Genomic DNA, 17,766 nt, shown 5'->3' with positions numbered 1-17,766 from the left:
CCGAAGATCTAGTCCCGGAAGATGGAGATCAGCCGCAGCAGCTCCAGGTAGATCCACACCAGCGACAGCGTCAGACCGAACGCGGCCAGCCAGGACTCCTCGCGCGGAGCGCCGTAGCGGACGCCGTCCTCGACCTGCTTGAAGTCCAGCGCCAGGAACGCGGCGCCGAGCAGCACGCCGATGATGCCGAACAGGATGCCCATGCCACCGCTGCGGAAGCCGAGGCCGTCACCGCCGCCGAAGGCCGCGAACAGCAGGTTGACCGACATCAGCAACAGGAAGCCGATGGCAGCGCCCAGCACAAAGCGCTGGAATCGCGCGTTCACCCGGATGAGCCGGGTCTTGTACGCGGCGAGCACGCCGACGAAGACGGCCATCGTGCCGAGCACGGCCTGCATCGGGATGCCGGACCAGCGCTCGTTGTACACCTGGCTGATGACGCCAAGGAAAACGCCCTCGAAGAGGGCGTAGCTCATGATCAGCGCGGGCGATGCCTTGCGCTTGAACGACTGGACGAGGCCGAGCACCATCGCCACGAGCGCGGCACCGAAGCCGACGGCGACGGGCAGCTCCATGATCCAGGCGGCCGCGGCGGCGAGGATGACGGTGCCCAGCGTCATGCCGGTGCGCATGACGACGTCGTCCATCGTCATACGGCCGGTCTGCAGCGGGCCCGCCGGCGGCGCGCCGTACATCTGCTGCAGCTGCTCGGGCGTCAGATTCTGCTGGTTACCGGCCGCGTAAGGGTTGGTCGGTGCTTGCGTCTGCGCGTACGGGTTGCCCTGGACTGCGGCGGGGCCCCCGGCCTGCGGTGCCGCGCCGAAGCCCGCGTAGCCGCCGTCGCGGCTGAACCCCCGTCGCGAGAAGACCGGGTTGCTGCTCCTCATCTCACTCCTCCATGGCCGCCCTGCGCGACCTTGACTACAGAGTAATAGGTAAGCAAAGAAAGCACCCTAGTGCCCAGGGAGGATATTTCCACGCACGCGCGAACGGCGCGAGGCCCATGCGGGCCCGCGCAACAGACCTCGGGCGACCCGGCCCCGGCCGTCTGCCACGGGGAGCAGACGAGCCAGGGCTCACAGCCCAGGGGCTCAGGGTCGGCGAAACACCTCGGTAGGCCGAAACGGTCGCTCCGGGGCGGGCGGCAGGGCGCCGAAGCGAGGGAGGGGAACGCGCTCCGCCGCATCGTGCGGGCCGGTCTCCTGCACTGCTGCGGCGTGGTCGTCGGCTACACCGCTCGGGGTCCACTGGTGGCCGTCCCACTCCAGCATCCCGCGAGGGGCGTCCGGGCCGACGTGCCGGGCGCGCTCGGGGCTGTCGCTGAGGGGGACGGCCTTGCGGTCGCCGGGCGTGGGCCGGTGGGCGTCCCGGCGTGCGGCCCACTCCTCCAACGGCTCGTCATCCACGGGCTTTCCCCTCCCTGAATAGTCTGGCGCTGCCAGTCTGCCCGGGCTCGTGCCGTCGACGGAACCCCGGCCGGTCAGAGGGTGACGGTCCAGCCGCCGCGGGCCAGTGTGGTCGCGCCGTCCGGCGTGATGGTCACCCGGGCCCCGTACACGGGCAGTTCGCCGTGTTCGAGCCACCGCCACCGGATGGCTTCCAGCAGGTCATACAGGCGGCGGGGGCCACCTGGTGGACGGTCGCGGTGCGGCTGATGGGTTTGGTGTGGGCGCGGGCCCAAGAGCCGTCGGGGTGCAGCATCCATGCCATCCGGCCGCCGTCGTCCTCGGTGCCGGTGCGGTGTTCGATGCCGGGAGCAGTGAGGGACAGCATCGACCACACCTCCCACGCCTGCATGACGTCGAGCACCGGGAACGGAGAATCGGTGACTTCGTCGCCGTCCCTGTCGCGGACCTGCTCGAACAGCTCGTTGAGCTGGGGCGGGTAGTCGTCGCTCGTGCGGGTCGCCATGAACGCGGCCCGGTCCCACTCGATCCGGCCGGCGGCCCCGCCGTCCTCGCTCTTGTCGGCGGTCAGGATCAGCCCAGTTCCCGCGAGGGTGGTGACCAGGCGCCCGCCCGGCCGGAGCACCCGCAGCCACGACGCGGGAACGCGGGGCACGGACACCATGGACACGATCCGGTCGTACTCGCCGGGAAGAGGCCCGGCGGCGTCCCGAGTGAGCACCTTCGGGTGGTGGCCCATGACGTCGAGCCGTTCCGCGGCGGCCTCGGTCAGGTACGAGTCGACGTCCACGGTGGTCACGTAGTCGTCCCCAAGCCGCGCGCACGCCAGGGCCGCGCTGTAGCCGGAGCCCGTGGCGACGTCCAACAGCTCCCGGCACTCGCTCAGCCGCCCGTGCGCGAGCATATTGACCACCAGACTCGGCAGGGTGCTGGACGAGGTGGGCCGCCCGGTCACCGCCTCGCCATCGGTGGCGTGGTCGGCGTGCACCGGGCCGACCCTGGTCACAAGGGTCTGGTCCGCGTATGCGGCGCGCGCCCACGCCGCCGCATCTGCGGAGCTGTCGACGGGCGTCCAGCCCTCGGGCCCGACCGTGTACCAGCGGGGCACGCACAGGTGCCCGGGGCGTAGCCAGGACCGGCCCATACAACGGGGATGTGGGGTGCACCGCCTTGCGGGCGAGCTCGGCGGCGTGCTGCTTCCAGTCCATCAGGTGACTCCTTGCAGTTCGTCAGCGATCGCCGCGGCGATCGGCTGCCCGGTGGCGCCCTGTATCCAGTCCCATTGCCCGCACGGATTCACCTCAAGGAACTACCACGCCCCGGAGGGGCCAACGACGAAGTCTGCGGCCCCGTAGGTGAGATGGAGCCGACCCATCAGGCAGCGCATACCGACCTCCACGTCGGCGGGCACGCTGGTGGTGTAGGTGAGAGACCCGTAATCGGATCGCCAATCCTCGTGTGCGGCCTCGCTGCCGGCGTGGACCTCAGCGGCGAACATGCGCGAGCCGACGACCGTCAAGCGGACCTCGTGGCTCTTGTCGAGCCAGGCTTGGAACAGGTGGGCGGTGGTCTCAATGCCGCGCAGGTCGGCCAGATCCTCCGGGGTGAGACGGCGGGTGTAGACGGTCTTGAGCTGGCCGTCCTCGATCAGCACCGGGGACGACACGGGCTTGCAGATCAGCGGGCCGGGGATCGCAGCGGCGAACTCTCGCACCGCATCTGGCCGGTTCGTGATCAGCGTGGGCGGGATGCGCAGCCCGCAGGCACGGGCGGCGTCGAGCTGGACCGGCTTGTACTCGGCACGGGCCATGAACGTCGGATGGTTGACCCATCGGCAGTCCAGCGCGGACAGGACGCCTCCGAGCCCGGCGCGGGCTTGGGCCGCGGCGAACCGCTTCTCCGGACCGGTCATGCCGTCGGGGAACTGGAACGCCCCGGGGGCGCGGTAGTACACCGCGCCGACCCGGGACAACTCCACCGTTCGGTGAACGGTGGCCAGTTCACCCGCCCATCCGTGCCCCCGGTCGATCCGGCCCGTCAGCGACAGCTGCTGGGGGAAGTCCGCGGTGTCCATGCGGAACACCTCGACCCCTCGGTCGATCAGCTCGGTCACGACGCGATCAGTCGGCCAGTCGTCGTTGGCCGCGATCACCAGGACAGGCAGGGACATGGGCTAGTCCTTCGCGCCCTCGTCCAGCGGCGGCGGGTTCGTCGTCGAGCCGTCCGGCACGGTCGGGGTGTGGGTGTTGGCCATGCACGTCAACAGGCCCCCGTCGTACGACAGATTGACCTGACGGTCCCTGTCGTAGAAGGAGAGCGGGATGGTGACGGCTCCGGTCGAGTCCGGGGTGCGGGCGAACCGCAGGGCCCAGGGCCGCGTGTCCGGCCCGGACGGCGTCTCTGTGCTGAGCGGAAGCCTGTCGGCGGCGAGTGGGAACGCTTCCCGCGCCCGGTCCAGGGTGGTGGTCACGCAAGTCTCCTTCGGCCGGTTCCTTCGGAAAGACCCTGCCGGGGCTCAGCATTGCGTCAACGAGCTCGGCCCGGGCAGGGGGCATGGGGGGCGCGGCGGGCCATCTGTACCCGCCCGCTTCGAAAGTCGGCGGGGCGGGGGTGTGACGTCCGGCCCGACCCCGCCGGGGTCTACAGGGGATTGCCGACTGTTCGCCGACGAGCGTGCGGCCCGCCCTGGCTGATCGGCCGGGGCGGGGGCAGTTGTGTCCACCCGACTCCGCGAGGCGGTGCGGAGGCGGGCGGACGCCGGGGGGGTGGGCCGCTGGCGCAGGGTCGTCCGGGACGGGGGAAACCGGACCGCCAGCGGCCCACCGGTCTATGTGGTGTCTGCCTGCGGGGCCTTGTGGCAGCCGCAGTCACAGCGGACGGTGAAGATGAGCTCGCCGCGGGTCGCGGGCGGTACCGGCTTCAGCCGGACCTCGCCCGGCCCCTTGCAGAACGCGTGGATCTCGGCGGGCGTGGTGCCGGGCTCGTCGTTGTACATCCGGCAGTACGGGGACAGGCGCCGGGCGCCGGGCAGGGCGGTCACGATGCCCTCCCCATACGGGCCGACCGCAGCGCCAACGCCTGGGCAACGCCACCCGGGATGAGCACCGGGTCCGGCGGCAGGGCCGCGCACACCTCGCACGCGTACCGGATCCATCCCGGCCCGGACGGTGCGGGCAGACACTGCCGCCGCAGTGCCGGGCCCGTCTTCCGGCAGCAGTAACAGGCCGGAGCGTGCTCAGTCGGGGCGCTCATACCCGACCCCGCTGACGGGCACGGCGGAGGGCGGCAAGCTCGGTGAGCGGGTCCCGCTGCTTCGGGAAGCTCGGCGCGCAGCTGGGGCACGCGTATGCAGTGCGGCCGCCGCAGCTTGCGGAGTGCACATGCCCCACGATGACCGGCCTGCTGGTGGGCTTGTCGCAGCGAGCGCAGATCTGGGAGGTCACCGCGGAAACTCCTCGCGAGGGCCGAGCGCTTCGCGGGTCGCGGTCCGCAGCGCGGCGAGGAGGACCGCGGGGGCGGTGAGGTACCGGTCGTACCGGACCGGTACGCGCCAGCGCACCCCAGGCCCCTTCCGGCAGTCGACGGGGGGGCACCTCGATGTAGGCGGTCGCTCCCCAGACCTCGACGCCGGGCAGCCAGCTCATGTCCCATTCGGCGGCCGAGCCAGGCGTGATCAACCAGTACAGGACCTTGTCGAAGGGGTTCTCGATGACCGCGCCAGTGGCCTCGCCCAGCATGTCGAGGGCGCGTTCACCGACGCCGATGGAGAGAGGAACGCGCGCGGCATCCCACGATTTGCCCGCAGGCTGCAGCTGCGCGTTACGGCCGCTGGGCGGCGTCCACGGTTCGGCTCTGGTCGTCATGGTCGGCTCCATGTACAGGTGGTGTGCTGACCGTCACATGGTGGCCACATGCAAGCACCTGTGCGTTGCGCAACTGGCAACGCTCAGGTGCTTGACCAACTACAGAACGTACGCTGGACGCCGCACCACTCCGCAAATTCCCTCAGCCGCTCGTCCGCACGCTGCCGCGCCCGCAACAGCGTCGCCACTGTCTCGTGCACCGAGTGGTGATAGCGCGTCAACTGCGGCGACGCATCACGCGCAGCGCGCAGCGAATCCAGCGCAGGGCCCTGCCGCGCCGTCCACGCCTCGGCTCGGGCCCGATCGATCCGGTAATGCGCCGCCCGCGTCGGCGGATAGTCGTCCGGCAAGCTCACCTGAAGGGCGTGGTCAAGCGCCTCCGCGTGCTCGTCCCGATCACCAGCCGCCGCGATCTGGTGCAGACGAACATTCAGCGGGCCGAACGCCAAGGCATAGTCCTGCGTCTCCCCTACCTCGCCCGCCAGTTCGGCGGCCTCCCCTATCCAGTCGCCAGCTGCGGCATCGTCACCGTCGCGTGCGGAAAGCACAGCGGCTCGGAGCTGAAGCGTGCCCCGGACCGCTCGGGTAGCACGACCCCCGTCGTCGTCCAGGTCTCGCAACGCGTGCCGCACCAACGAGACGCCCCGCTGCAAACGGGAGTTGTCCGCCGCCATCTGCGCCCGCTCATATCGCTCGATCGCGACCTGCCGCGGGTCACCGGACTGCGGCGCGGCGACCGCCATGCGGGACAACGCCAGTCGGGCCAGATCCATGTAGCCGAGGCGGTACGCGACGATCGCTGCGGTGCGTGAGATTTCCGCCTGCAGATCATGAGCCCGCTCCCGCTGCCGACCTGGTGGTGAGTGCAGTTGGGTGGTGATCGCGACTTCGCTGATCAAGCCGGGCAGGCGTTCGGCGATCTGCAGGAACTCGGCCTTCACCCGGAGCTGCACGAGCTGTTCCCTCTCGGCCTCCAACGTGTCGAGCGAGCGAGGAGGCGGGGCATCGTCCGGCGGGATATCCCAATCGTCGAACGAGGTACTGATAGGAGTGAGCAGGGCGTCTAGTTGATCTCTCTGGAGGGCTTGGATGTTGGATGTACGGCTGGCCTCGCAAGACGGAGACGCCGACGCCGAGGGCGCGGGCGACGGACGCGATGATGGGTTCGCTGGGATATCGCCCGCCGTTCTCAACGCGGGAGAGCTGGCTCGTGGAGACGTGAGCGCGACGACCAAGTTCAGAGAGGGAGTGGTCGCGGATGAGGCGGAACTCCCGGATGCGTGCGCCAATACCTTCTGTAGACGTGTCGGTGTTGCCGGGCATAATGACTCCCGTTCTGTGCTGACACTCGGACCGGCACCCCCGGTCGGCTCCGTGGGTACGCGATCGGCCCCCGGCCACCCTTGGCGGGGGCCATTGCGTTGTCCGGGCATGATGAAAGCCCCCAGGCCGACGCAACCGCTACGGGGCAGGCGGCGGCCAGTCGTCCGGCCCGCCGCCCCGCCACTCGATCAGCGGTGACTCCCTCACGTCGATTCCCTCGACGTCGAGCCCGGCCCGGCGCAGGAGCTCCAGAAGGTCGGCCATCCCGTAGGCGGTACCGAGGACCAAGCCGTCCACGCGCACCCGCCGACCGCCCGAACGTGAGGGCGGCTGGACGACGACGCGCGGCACCCCGGCCATACCGCCAGCTTGCGTCAGCGCACGGGCGCGCGCATCCGAGAATCGTCCACTCGGCGGACGCGCGTGCGCGCCGGCCGAGTGGCCGTACCGGGGTGTTTACGCGAGAGCGCCGCGTGTTCCCACGGTGTTCCCACACCGCGAAAGCAACAGCGGCGCCTCCCCGCCGTGTTCGCTGGTCAACGCACGGTAGCGGAGAGGTGCCCGGAACCGGACTTGAACCGGTACGCCCGCGAGGGGCAGCGAGGTTTAAGCTCGCCGTGTCTGCATTCCACCATCCGGGCAGCGGCTCCCTGGGCCGTACGAGCGCGTACGGCCCTCCCCATAGGAGAGCAACCACGAGCCTATCCGGGGGCACGCCCCCGAACAGCGGATCGACGAACCGAGGTTGTCTTATTTTATTGGCAACTGAGGGTGCATCAGCATCGGGTCGGGGCAACCGCACACACCCGCGTCCATCGGACCTGCCCATATGCCGCACCACCCACATGGCAGGGATTGACGCAATCTCGACGCCCCCGGACGGGGGGTTGTGAGCAGTTGGCGTTGGATGGCGGTTGAGTGTGTTCTGGTGCGTTTGAGTGAGCCTTGAGGAAGGGGCGGGATCGCGTGCCGGGGCGGGGAACGGGAGTTCTCGCATCGAATGCGTGACCTTCACCGGTGGTGGTCGTTGGGTGTGGTAACGGATTTCTGCGGCACCGGGGTGGGGGTGACGGGGTGGGCGGGTTGCGGGAGATTGCGGCGCCGTTCGTGGTGCCCGGCCCCTCCGGGGTCGCCATCCGCACCCGCCTCAAGCACCTGACCACTGCGGACGAGACGGTGCTACGCCTGGTCGGTGACCTGCTCAGTTCGTTGGCCTCGCGTGATCTGAAGGCCCGGTGTGCGGTCGGGCTGGAGCACGACAGTGAGCGGTGGGCCGAGCGCAAGCGTGTCCTGACGCGGGAGTCGTCCTCCCGCTGGGCCGGGTCGATCACGAAGGCCACCCACGATCAGTGGGCACTGGCCCGGCGCGGCCAGCTCGCCCACATCCAGAACCTTCAAGCCGGGATCGACACCATCACCCACCGCCTGTCCCAGCCCGTGGGCGCCAAGGGCACCAGGCAGGCGCCGGGCGGCTACCGCAGTACGCGGGAGTGGCATGCCAAGAAGCGCCGCCTGGGCGTGCTCGAAGACCGGCTCCAGCAGGTGCGGGCCGACCGTGACGCCGGCCTCGTGCACGTGACGCGCGGCGGGAAACAACTGCTGAACACCCGCCGCCACCTCCAGCAAGCACAGCTCACCCAGGAGCGGTGGCGCGCACGGTGGCAGGCCGGGCGCCGGTTCCTAGCCGCGGACGGCGAGTCCGGCAAGCCGTTCGGCAACGAGACCATCCGCATCACCCCCGACGGCGAGATCTCGATCAAGCTGCCCACCCCTTTGGCGCATCTGGCGAACGCCCCGCACGGACGGTACGTCCTCACCGGCCGCGTGGCGTTCGCGCACCGGGGTGAGCAGTGGGCCGACCGCGTGGCAGCCAACCGGGCCGTCGCCTACCGCATCCACGAAGACGTGGACCGGGGCCGCTGGTATGTGACCGCCTCCTGGACCAACCCCCCGGTGAAGACCGTCCCCCTGGAAGCGGCCCGAGCGGGCGGTCTGATCGGGGTGGACACCAACGCCGACCACCTCGCCGCCTGGCGGCTGGACACACACGGCAACCCCGTGGGTGAACCACTCCGGCTCGACTACGACCTGTCCGGCACCGCCGCCCACCGCGACGCCCAGGTCCGCCACGCCCTGATCCGCCTGCTCCACTTCGCCAAGCGCCACCACCTCGCCATCGCGGTCGAGGACCTCGACTTCCAGACGGAGACCACCCGCGAGAAGCACGGCCGGAAGAAGCGGTTCCGCAACCTCATCTCCGGCATGCCCGTCAGCAAGCTACGGGCCCGGCTGCTGTCCATGGCGGCCGAACTCGGCATCCCTGTCATCGCCGTCGACCCCGCCTACACCAGCCGCTGGGGCGCCCAGCACTGGCAGAAGCCCCTCACCACCACAACCAGGAAGACCACCCGCCACGACGCTGCCGCCGTGGCGATCGCACGACGCGCCCTGGGGCACCCGATCCGACGTCGGACGGCACCGCCCCCGCACGACCAGAGTGATCGTGCGGGGCATCGGACCGTCCAGGCCAGACCGGTGGCACCAGGGCGTGAGGGACACCGCCCCCGCATCCCCGGACCACGGACACGATCCGTCGGCGCTGGACGCGGCGTGAAAGCGGCCGACCAGAACGTCCAACACCGTTCGGGACGTTCGGCTGAGCACGAGCCCTGGAAGCAGGACTCACTCCCGCTCAGTCTTTAAGAACGGTTTTCTCCTCCCCAAGGAGGACGCGGGGTCCGGGGCATACGTCCCGAGTCCCGTACGGAAACCGGAGCGCGGACTGATACCGGCCCCCTCTATGTCGAGGACCATGGGAGGAACGCCTTAAAGCCTTGAAGTCCCCGACCGCACGACAGGAGCCCCCACCGTGACCACGACCCCCTCCGGCGTCCAGGCCGCCGCCGCCCGCGCCACCGCCGCGGCGCGGGCCACGGACCTCACCAAGGTCTACGGGCAGGGCGAGACCCAGGTCGTCGCCCTCGACGGTGTCTCCGTCGAGTTCCAGCAGGCCGAGTTCACCGCCATCATGGGCCCGTCGGGTTCGGGCAAGTCGACTCTCATGCACTGCATGGCGGGCCTGGACACGGTCTCCGGCGGCTCGGCCCGGATCGGCGACGTCGAGCTGACCTCGCTCAAGGACAAGAAGCTCACCCAACTGCGGCGCGACAAGATCGGGTTCATCTTCCAGGCGTTCAACCTGCTGCCCACGCTCAACGCGCTGGAGAACATCACGCTCCCGATGGACATCGCCGGCCGTAAGCCCGACAAGGCGTGGCTGGACCAGGTGGTGCAGACCGTGGGCCTGGCCGAACGGCTCAAGCACCGTCCCGCCCAGCTCTCCGGCGGTCAGCAGCAGCGTGTCGCGGTGGCCCGCGCGCTGGCCGGCAAGCCCGAAATCATCTTCGCCGACGAGCCGACCGGAAACCTGGACTCGCGCGCCGGCGCCGAGGTCCTCGGCTTCCTGCGCAACTCGGTGCGCGAACTGGGCCAGACGGTGGTCATGGTCACCCATGACCCGGTCGCCGCCGCCTACGCCGATCGGGTGGTCTTCCTCGCCGACGGCCGGATCGTCGACGAGCTGCGCGACCCGACCGCCGAGGCGGTCCTGGACCGGATGAAGCGCTTCGACGCCAAGGGCCGTACCAGCTGAGCCGGGCGCGCCGGTCGGCCTGACCCGCACCTGTCGGCCTGACCGCGCCCGTACGCCTCCCGTACGCCTCCTGACGCCCCCAGCCGCCCCCTCACTTGGACTGACCATGCTCCGTACCGCCTTGCGCAACGTGCTCGCGCACAAGGCCCGGCTGATGATGACCGTGCTCGCCGTTCTGCTCGGCGTGGCCTTCGTCTCCGGCACCCTGGTCTTCACCGACACCATTTCCAGCGCCTACCAGAAGAGCTCCGAGAAGGGCTTCGCGGGCGTCGACGTCGCCATAAAGCCGCACAAGGCCGACGACGACGCCGGGAACCCCGGCGCCGCGCCCCGGCTGACCCAGCGCCTGCTGGACCAGGCCGGGCAGGTGCCCGGCGCCGCCTCGGCCACCGGCGCCGTCTCCGGCTACACCGCCGTCGCCGACAAGCAGGGCGACCTGCTGGGCAACGGCTTCGCCAACACCGGCGGCAACTACTACCCGGGCACCGGCGGCAAGGACCCCCGCTACACGCTGACCGACGGCCGCGCCCCCAAGTCCGCGGGCGAGGTCGCGCTCGACTCCAAGACCGCCGACCGCGGCCACTACAAGGTGGGCGACGCGGTCCGGCTGTCCGTGGACGGCCCGGTGCGCAAGGAGAAGGTCGTCGGCGTCTTCACCACCGACGACGGCAATGTCGCCGCGGGCGGCAGCCTGGTGCTGTTCGACACCCCCACCGCCCAGCGCCTGTTCGCCAAGCCGGGTGAGTTCGACGAGATCGACCTGAGGGCCGCCGCGGGCACCTCGCAGGCCACGCTGAAGTCGGGCGTCGACAAGATCCTGCCGAAGCTGGCCGAGGCCACCACCGGTCAGAAGCTCGCCGACGACCAGGCCGCCATGATCAAGACGCAGATGAGCGGTATGCAGACCGGCATGCTGGTCTTCGCCGGGATCTCGCTCTTCGTCGGCGTCTTCATCATCGCCAACACCTTCACCATGCTGGTCGCCCAGCGCACCCGCGAACTGGCCCTGATGCGCGCCGTCGGCGCCTCCCGCCGCCAGGTGACGCGCTCGGTGCTGATCGAGGCCACCGCCGTCGGCGCGGTCGCGGCCGTCACCGGTCTTGCGGCCGGCATCGGCATCGGCGCCGGGCTGCGCTCGCTGCTGAACTCCACCGGGGCCACCGTCCCCGACGGCCCGCTGGTCGTCTCCCCGACCGCCATCGCGGTCTCGCTGGTGGTCGGCGTCGTGGTCACGGTGCTCGCCGCCTGGCTGCCGGGCCGCCGCGCCGCGAAGATCCCGCCGGTCGCCGCGATGAACAGCGTGCACGCCGCGCCGACCACCCGCGGCCTGGTGGTACGGAACACCATCGGCGCCGTCCTCGCCGGGGCCGGCGCGGCGGGCGTACTGGCCGGAAGCGGTATGGGCAGCGACGGCAAGCTCCCCATGGGTCTTGGCGCGGCCGTCCTGGTGGTCGGGGTGTTCGTACTCACCCCGCTGCTGTCCCGGCCGCTCATCGCGGCCGCCGCGCCCCTGCTGCGCGCCTTCGGGATCTCCGGCAAGCTCGCCCGGCAGAACGCGGTGCGCAATCCGCGCCGTACCGCCGCCACGGCCTCCGCGCTGATGGTGGGGCTGACGCTGATCACGGGCATGACCGTGATCGCGGGCAGCGTGCAGAAGGGCATCGACAACCTGGCCACCGGCGCCCTCAAGTCGGACTACGTGGTCAGCCTGGGCGGCTTCGACGGCGTCCGCCCGCTGTCGCCCGATGTGGAGCGGACCCTGGGCAAGCTCGACCAGGTGACCGCCCTCAGCCCGCTGCGCAACTCCGCGTCCCGGATCGACGGCGACACCGAGTACCTGACCGGCGTCAACGGCAAGACCATCCAGAAGCTGGTCGGCGTCGACTTCAAGGAGGGCTCCTTCGCCGGGCTCGGCGGCGACAAGGTCGTGGTGGACCACAAGACCGCCGACCGCAACGGCTGGAAGCGCGGCTCGGCCTTCACGGTCACCTACGAGGACGGCCGCAAGGGCCGGCTCAGCGTCGCGGGCGTCTACGAGGGCAACCAGATGATCCGCGGCATCATGCTGGACAACACCACCCTCACCCCGCATATGCGCACCGTGACCGATTTTCAGGTGATGCTGAAGACCAAGGACGGGGCCTCCGACGCCACCAAGAACGCCATCGAGAAGGCGCTCGGCGACAACCCCGCGATCCAGGTCCAGGACAAGCAGGACATCTCCAACGGCATCGCGCAGTTCTTCACCCTGATGCTGAACATGCTCTACGGGCTGCTGGCCATGGCCGTCATCGTCGCCGTGCTGGGCGTCATCAACACCCTCGCGATGTCGGTCTTCGAACGGTCCCAGGAGATCGGTATGTTGCGGGCCATCGGTCTGGACCGGCGCGGCATCAAGCGCATGGTGCGGCTGGAGTCGCTGGTGATCTCGCTCTTCGGCGGGGTGCTCGGCATCGGCCTCGGCGTCTTCTTCGGCTGGGCGGCCGGTGAGCTGATCTCGAACGGGCTGCCCACCTACGAACTGGTCCTGCCGTGGGGGCGGATGACCGTCTTCCTGGTGCTGGCCGCGTTCGTCGGCATCCTGGCCGCGCTGTGGCCGGCCCGGCGGGCGGCGAAGCTCAACATGCTGGCGGCCATCAAGGCGGAGTAGCCACTCGCTCCACCCCTGAGCGCCGGACGGGCCCAGCCCGTCCGGCGCTTGTGCTTCTCAGGCCGCTTCAGCCCCGCCAGTCGCGGGCGCGCAGCGGCATACCGGACGCGCCGCCGTCCGGCGTACGGACCGCCAGGACCTGGTTCACCCCGATCCGGTTGCGCTCGAAGGACAGCGCCGAGGCCGCCATGTACAGCCGCCACACCCGGGCCCGGCCCGGCGAGGTGAGCCGTACGGCCTGCTTCCAGTGGGCCTCCAGATTGGCGACCCAGCGGCGCAGCGTGAGGGCGTAGTGCTCGCGGATCGCCTCCACGTCGCGCACCTCGAAGCCCGCCTCCTCCAGCTGGGTGACGGTCCGCCCGACCGGGGCGAGTTCGCCGTCGGGGAAGACGTAGCGGTCGATGAACTCGTCGACGTGGTACGCCTCCTCGTCCGGTTCGGGGCGCCGCGCGATCTGGTGGTTCAGCAGCCGCCCGCCGGGCTTCAGCAGGGCGTGGAGGTCGGCCGCGTACTCGGCGTAGCGCGCGGAGCCGACGTGCTCGGCCATGCCGATCGAGGAGATCGCGTCGTACGGTCCGTCCGTGACCTCGCGGTAGTCCTGGACCCGGATCTCGACCTGGTCGGTGAGCCCGGCGTCGGCGACGCGCTTACGGGCGTACGCCGCCTGCTCCTGCGAGAGCGTGATGCCGACGGCCTGCACGCCGTACTCGCGCGCCGCGTGCAGCACCATCGAGCCCCAGCCGCAGCCCACGTCCAGCAGCCGCTGGCCGGGCCGGAGCGCCAGCTTGCGGCAGACCAGGTCGAGCTTGGCGCGCTGGGCGTCCTCGAGTGTGGCGCCTTCGGCCTCGGTGCCCTCCCAGTAGGCGCACGAGTAGACCATGGAGGGGCCGAGCACCAGCTCGTAGAAGTCGTTGCCGACGTCGTAGTGGTGGCTGATGGCCTCCTTGTCGCGGCGCAGCGTGTGCAGCGGTCCGCGCCAGGCGCGGCGCGCCTCCTCGCGGGGCGGGGGCGGCGGCAGCCCGGGCCCGGCGAGGCCGACCAGGGCACGGGCGGCGGAGCGCAGCGCGGGGTCGCGCAGCGCCTTGAGGGCGGCGGCGGCCTTCGACTGCCGCTGAGCTGTGGGGTCGCGCTCCCACACCAGTCCGGCCATCAGGTCCAGGGCCTCGTACAGATCGCCTTCGACGTCGAGGTCGCCGGCCACCCAGGCGCGGGCGAGGCCCAGCTCGCCCGGTTTCCACAGCAGCCTGCGCAGCGCCCTGCGGCGCCTTACGACCAGGACGGGGGTGTGCGGGGGGCCCGCCTCGCTGTGGTCCCAGGCGCGGATCCGGATCGGGAGCGGGGTTCCCAGCCCCTCCTCGGCCAGTGCGGCGAGCCGCTGGGCGGCGTCGGGCATATCAGACACCTCCGTGATGGTGAGTCAGGAAGATTCACTCACCACGTAAACACCATGAGGCCCGCCGTACAGTCCCGCCGACACGTCTGGAATCGGCAAAACCATCCGCCGGCACAACGCCGAAGGGCGTCCGCACCACGGATGGCGGACGCCCTTCGGCGTTCAGAGGTGTCGCGGTTGTCGCGGTGCTAGGAGGCCTTGGCCTTCTCGGCCTGCTTGGCGGCGGCGGCCGCGGAGACCGGCGCGGCGGCCTCGTAGAACTCCTCGCGGGGGTTCTCCATGGCGCCGAGGGAGACGACCTCGCGCTTGAGGAACATGCCCAGCGTCCAGTCGGCGAAGACCCGGATCTTGCGGTTGAAGGTCGGCATGGCCATGCCGTGGTAGCCACGGTGCATGTACCAGGCGAGCCGGCCCTTGAGCTTGATCTTGGTCTTGCCGAAGACGATCATCGCGACGCCCTTGTGCAGACCGAGCCCCGCGACCGCGCCCTTGTTGGCGTGCTTGTACTCGCGCTGCGGGAAGCCCCGCATACCCGAGATCACGTTGTCGCCGAGCACCTTGGCCTGGCGCAGCGCGTGCTGGGCGTTCGGCGGGCACCAGGCGCCCTCGCCGACGGCGAGGTCCGGCACCTGGGCGTTGTCGCCCGCGGCCCAGATGTACTCGGTGCCCTGCACCTGCAGCGTCGGCGCGGTGTCCACATGGCCGCGGGGGCCGAGCGGCAGGCCGAAGCGGGCGAGCGCCGGGTTGGGCTTGACGCCGGCGGTCCACACGATCGTGTTGGAGTCGACCTCGAGGCCGTTCTTGAGCACGACGTGGCCGTCGATGCAGGAGTCCATCGAGGTGCTGAGGTAGACCTCGACACCGCGCTTCTGCAGGTGCTCCAGGCCCCACTGGCCGAGCTTCGGGCCGACCTCGGGGAGGATCTTGTCGGCGGCGTCGACGAGGATGAAGCGCATGTCCTCGCGCTTCACGTTCGGGTAGTACTTCGCGGCGTCGCGCGCCATGTCCTCGACCTCGCCGATGGTCTCCGCACCCGCGAAGCCACCGCCGACGAAGACGAAGGTCAGCGCCTTGCGGCGGATGTCCTCATCGGTCGTGGAGTCGGCCTTGTCGAGCTGCTCGAGGACGTGGTTGCGCAGGCCGATGGCCTCCTCGATGCCCTTCATGCCGATGCCGTTCTCGGCGAGGCCGGGGATCGGGAAGGTGCGGGAGACCGCGCCGAGAGCGACGACCAGGTAGTCGAAGGGCAGCTCGTACGCCTCGCCGACGAGCGGCTGGATGTTGGCTACCTTGCGGTCCTGGTCGATGGTCGTCACCCGGCCGGTGAGGACCTCCGCCTTGGGGAGCACGCGCCGCAGCGGGACCACGACGTGGCGCGGGGAGATGCTGCCGGCCGCAGCTTCTGGGAGGAAGGGCTGGTACGTCATGTACGAGCGGGGGTCGACGACCGTGACGGTCGCCTCGCCGTACCGCATCTTCTTCAGGATGCGGCGTGCCGCGTACAGGCCTACGTACCCACCGCCTACAACGAGGATCCTGGGACGCTCCGTGGTGCTCATGTTTCGAGTATCCAGCACCCTCAAGGGGGTGCCTCGTGAGCCCCTTCACAAGCATGGTGGGAGGGTCTGCTACACTCCGCGGCCCCCGTGACACACGCCATATCCGCACAGGGGAACCACCAGCCTCGGCGGCGCGTTGACAACCCCGTTGATCTGCACTTGTGAGGCAACGCGAGAGTAGACCACCGGGGTCCGGGACGGGTCTGTCATATGACCGAAACAGGTGTCGTCGGGGCCGCCGGACGGGCCCGGCCCCCGAAACCGCCGCCGAACCGGCCCCCGGGCTCACACCAGGCGGTCACCAGGGGCCTTTTTCATGTGAAGCTTTTCACGAACTTTTTCGCGCGCGGGTCTCCACCGGCCCCTCACAGGGGGTCCACACCCCCTCCGGCCCCCGTCAGGCGAGGCTCCAGGCGATCCCGTCGAGGATGTCGTGCTCGCTCACCACGACCTCCCGGGCCCCGCTCCGCTCCATGATCGTCAGCAGTACGAGCGCACCCGAGGCGATCACGTCCACCCGGCCCTCGTGCATCACGGGGATCGCCGCCCGCTCGGCGTGGGTGGAGCCGATCAGCTTGTCCGTGATCTCGCGGACCTGGTCCAGGGAGACGCGCGCGTGGTGGATGGCGGCGGGGTCGTACTCCCGCAGCTCCAGCGCGATACCGGCGACGGTGGTGACCGAGCCCGCCAGCCCGACCAGACTACCCGCCTCCCGGATCGGCACCGTCTCCTCGACGAGATCGAGCGCTCGCTCGATGTCCGCCCGTATGGCCGCGATCTGATGGACCGTCGGCGGATCGGTGATCCGTCCGTCCACGACCAGATGGCGCTCGGTCATCCGCACACAGCCGATGTCCACGCTGCGCGCGGCCCGCACATGGCCGTCGCCGACCACGAACTCGGTCGAGCCGCCGCCGATGTCCACCACCAGATACGGCCGGGCGAACCCCTCGCGGTCCGTCAGCTCCTTGGTGGCGCCCGTGAAGGAGAACTCCGCCTCCTGGTCGCCGCTGATCACCTCGGGCTCCACGCCCAGGATCTCCACGACCCCGCGTACGAACTCCTCGCGGTTCTCGGCGTCGCGCGAGGCGGAGGTGGCGACGAAGCGGACCCGCTCCACGCCGAGCCCGCCGATGACCTCCGCGTACTCACGGCAGGCCGCGAAGGTGCGCTCCAGCGCCTCGGGGGCCAGCCGCCCAGTGCGGTCCACGCCCTGGCCGAGCCGGACGATCCGCATCCGGCGGTCGAGCTCGGTGATCCGGCCGGTGGCCGGGTCGGCGTCGGCCACCAGCAGCCGGATCGAGTTGGTGCCGCAGTCCACGGCCGCGACGCGGGTCATGATCTCTCCCCCGCGTCGTCCGTCACAGCGCCGCACGGGGCCACGCACGGCCCCTTCGCCCACCACTTGGGCAGCATGGCGATGGCCTCGTCCCCGAGCGGGTTGACCCCCGGGCCCGCGGCGAGCGAGTGGGCGACCAGGACATGCAGACACTTGACCCGGTCCGGCATACCGCCCGCGCTCGGAAAGCCCTCCAGCACCTCGATCGCGTCGCGGCGCGCGACGTAGTCCTCATGGGCCGCCCGGTAGGCGTCGGCCAGTTCGGGGTCGGTGGCCAGCCGGGCCGTCATCTCCTTCATCACGCCCTCGGCCTCCAGCGTGCCGATCGCGGAGGCGGCGCGCGGACAGGTCAGGTAGTAGAGCGTCGGGAAGGGCGAGCCGTCCTCGAGCCGCGGCGCGGTCTCTACGACGTCCGGATTGCCGCAGGGGCAGCGGTGCGCGACGGCGCGCAGCCCGCGCGGAAGGCGGTTCAGCTGCTCCTTGACGGCGGCGATGTCCGCGTCGGTGGGCGCGGTGGGCTCCGTCTGCGGAGGGGGCGTGTGCATGGGTCGGAAGTTCTCTTCGATCGGTTCGGGGCCGGT

General features: G+C 70.5%; 15 protein-coding genes, 1 tRNA gene and 1 pseudogene. 3 read left to right on the top strand and 14 right to left on the bottom strand.

All coding sequences use genetic code 11. The annotated features are described in order from the left end of the window. Positions 1–8: 8 nt before the first annotated feature. The 10 genes and pseudogenes from ACFV2X_RS24245 to ACFV2X_RS24200 all read right to left on the bottom strand — a co-directional run bounded on the left by ACFV2X_RS24245 (position 9) and on the right by ACFV2X_RS24200 (position 7,233). A complete protein-coding gene (locus ACFV2X_RS24245; RefSeq protein ID WP_385619849.1) occupies positions 9–887 on the bottom strand; it encodes a Bax inhibitor-1/YccA family protein in 879 nt (292 codons plus the stop codon). Between the two features lie 204 nt (positions 888–1,091). Continuing rightward, positions 1,092–1,406, bottom strand: coding sequence for a DUF6087 family protein (locus tag ACFV2X_RS24240; RefSeq protein WP_385619846.1), 315 nt, complete (start codon positions 1,404–1,406; stop codon positions 1,092–1,094). Positions 1,407–1,539: 133 nt separating this feature from the next. Beyond that, entirely contained in the window at positions 1,540–2,550 is a 1,011-nt protein-coding gene (locus ACFV2X_RS24235; RefSeq protein WP_385619844.1) for a methyltransferase domain-containing protein, read from the bottom strand. A 165-nt stretch (positions 2,551–2,715) separates the two neighbouring features. Beyond that, positions 2,716–3,576, bottom strand: coding sequence for an MvdC/MvdD family ATP grasp protein (locus tag ACFV2X_RS24230; protein WP_385619841.1), 861 nt, complete (start codon positions 3,574–3,576; stop codon positions 2,716–2,718). Positions 3,577–3,579: 3 nt separating this feature from the next. Beyond that, complete coding sequence (tgmA, locus tag ACFV2X_RS24225; protein WP_385619838.1) at positions 3,580–3,876, bottom strand: putative ATP-grasp-modified RiPP; 297 nt, start codon at positions 3,874–3,876, stop codon at positions 3,580–3,582. Positions 3,877–4,233: 357 nt separating this feature from the next. Further along, a complete protein-coding gene (locus tag ACFV2X_RS24220) occupies positions 4,234–4,446 on the bottom strand; it encodes a hypothetical protein (RefSeq protein ID WP_385619836.1) in 213 nt (70 codons plus the stop codon). Positions 4,447–5,352: 906 nt separating this feature from the next. Next, positions 5,353–6,246, bottom strand: coding sequence for an XRE family transcriptional regulator (locus ACFV2X_RS24215; RefSeq protein WP_385620034.1), 894 nt, complete (start codon positions 6,244–6,246; stop codon positions 5,353–5,355). 202 nt (positions 6,247–6,448) lie between these two features. Continuing rightward, a pseudogene (locus tag ACFV2X_RS24210) lies at positions 6,449–6,592 on the bottom strand (helix-turn-helix domain-containing protein); the annotation flags it as partial. A gap of 138 nt (positions 6,593–6,730) precedes the next feature. Continuing rightward, entirely contained in the window at positions 6,731–6,952 is a 222-nt protein-coding gene (locus tag ACFV2X_RS24205; protein WP_385619834.1) for a hypothetical protein, read from the bottom strand. A 198-nt stretch (positions 6,953–7,150) separates the two neighbouring features. Beyond that, positions 7,151–7,233, bottom strand: a tRNA-Leu gene (locus ACFV2X_RS24200). 433 nt (positions 7,234–7,666) lie between these two features. On the opposite strand from ACFV2X_RS24200, the gene ACFV2X_RS24195 reads away from it, so the two are divergent. The 3 genes from ACFV2X_RS24195 to ACFV2X_RS24185 all read left to right on the top strand — a co-directional run bounded on the left by ACFV2X_RS24195 (position 7,667) and on the right by ACFV2X_RS24185 (position 12,894). Continuing rightward, on the top strand, positions 7,667–9,295 hold the full coding sequence (locus ACFV2X_RS24195; protein ID WP_385619831.1) for an IS200/IS605 family accessory protein TnpB-related protein: 1,629 nt from the start codon (positions 7,667–7,669) through the stop codon (positions 9,293–9,295). Between the two features lie 166 nt (positions 9,296–9,461). Further along, on the top strand, positions 9,462–10,244 hold the full coding sequence (locus ACFV2X_RS24190; RefSeq protein WP_385619829.1) for an ABC transporter ATP-binding protein: 783 nt from the start codon (positions 9,462–9,464) through the stop codon (positions 10,242–10,244). 106 nt (positions 10,245–10,350) lie between these two features. Further along, positions 10,351–12,894, top strand: a complete 2,544-nt coding sequence (locus ACFV2X_RS24185) for an ABC transporter permease (protein WP_385619826.1) — start codon at positions 10,351–10,353, stop codon at positions 12,892–12,894. 67 nt (positions 12,895–12,961) lie between these two features. Here the strand turns inward: ACFV2X_RS24185 and ACFV2X_RS24180 are convergent, their stop codons facing one another. The 4 genes from ACFV2X_RS24180 to ACFV2X_RS24165 form a co-directional block, all read right to left on the bottom strand. Beyond that, on the bottom strand, positions 12,962–14,287 hold the full coding sequence (locus ACFV2X_RS24180; RefSeq protein ID WP_385620014.1) for a class I SAM-dependent methyltransferase: 1,326 nt from the start codon (positions 14,285–14,287) through the stop codon (positions 12,962–12,964). A 188-nt stretch (positions 14,288–14,475) separates the two neighbouring features. Next, positions 14,476–15,846: an NAD(P)/FAD-dependent oxidoreductase gene (locus tag ACFV2X_RS24175; protein ID WP_385619824.1), complete on the bottom strand. Its 1,371-nt coding sequence runs from the start codon at positions 15,844–15,846 to the stop codon at positions 14,476–14,478. A 397-nt stretch (positions 15,847–16,243) separates the two neighbouring features. Then, on the bottom strand, positions 16,244–17,185 hold the full coding sequence (locus ACFV2X_RS24170; RefSeq protein WP_385619822.1) for an exopolyphosphatase: 942 nt from the start codon (positions 17,183–17,185) through the stop codon (positions 16,244–16,246). Continuing rightward, positions 17,182–17,730, bottom strand: coding sequence for a DUF501 domain-containing protein (locus ACFV2X_RS24165; RefSeq protein ID WP_385619820.1), 549 nt, complete (start codon positions 17,728–17,730; stop codon positions 17,182–17,184). The genes ACFV2X_RS24170 and ACFV2X_RS24165 overlap by 4 nt, the downstream gene beginning before the upstream one ends. Positions 17,731–17,766: the final 36 nt, after the last annotated feature.

Origin of the sequence: Streptomyces sp. NPDC059679, from assembly GCF_042734105.1 — a bacterium.
Classification (GTDB): domain Bacteria; phylum Actinomycetota; class Actinomycetes; order Streptomycetales; family Streptomycetaceae; genus Streptomyces.
The sequence above is the reverse complement of the archived record's forward strand: the minus strand, read 5'-3'. Positions and strand labels throughout refer to the sequence as shown.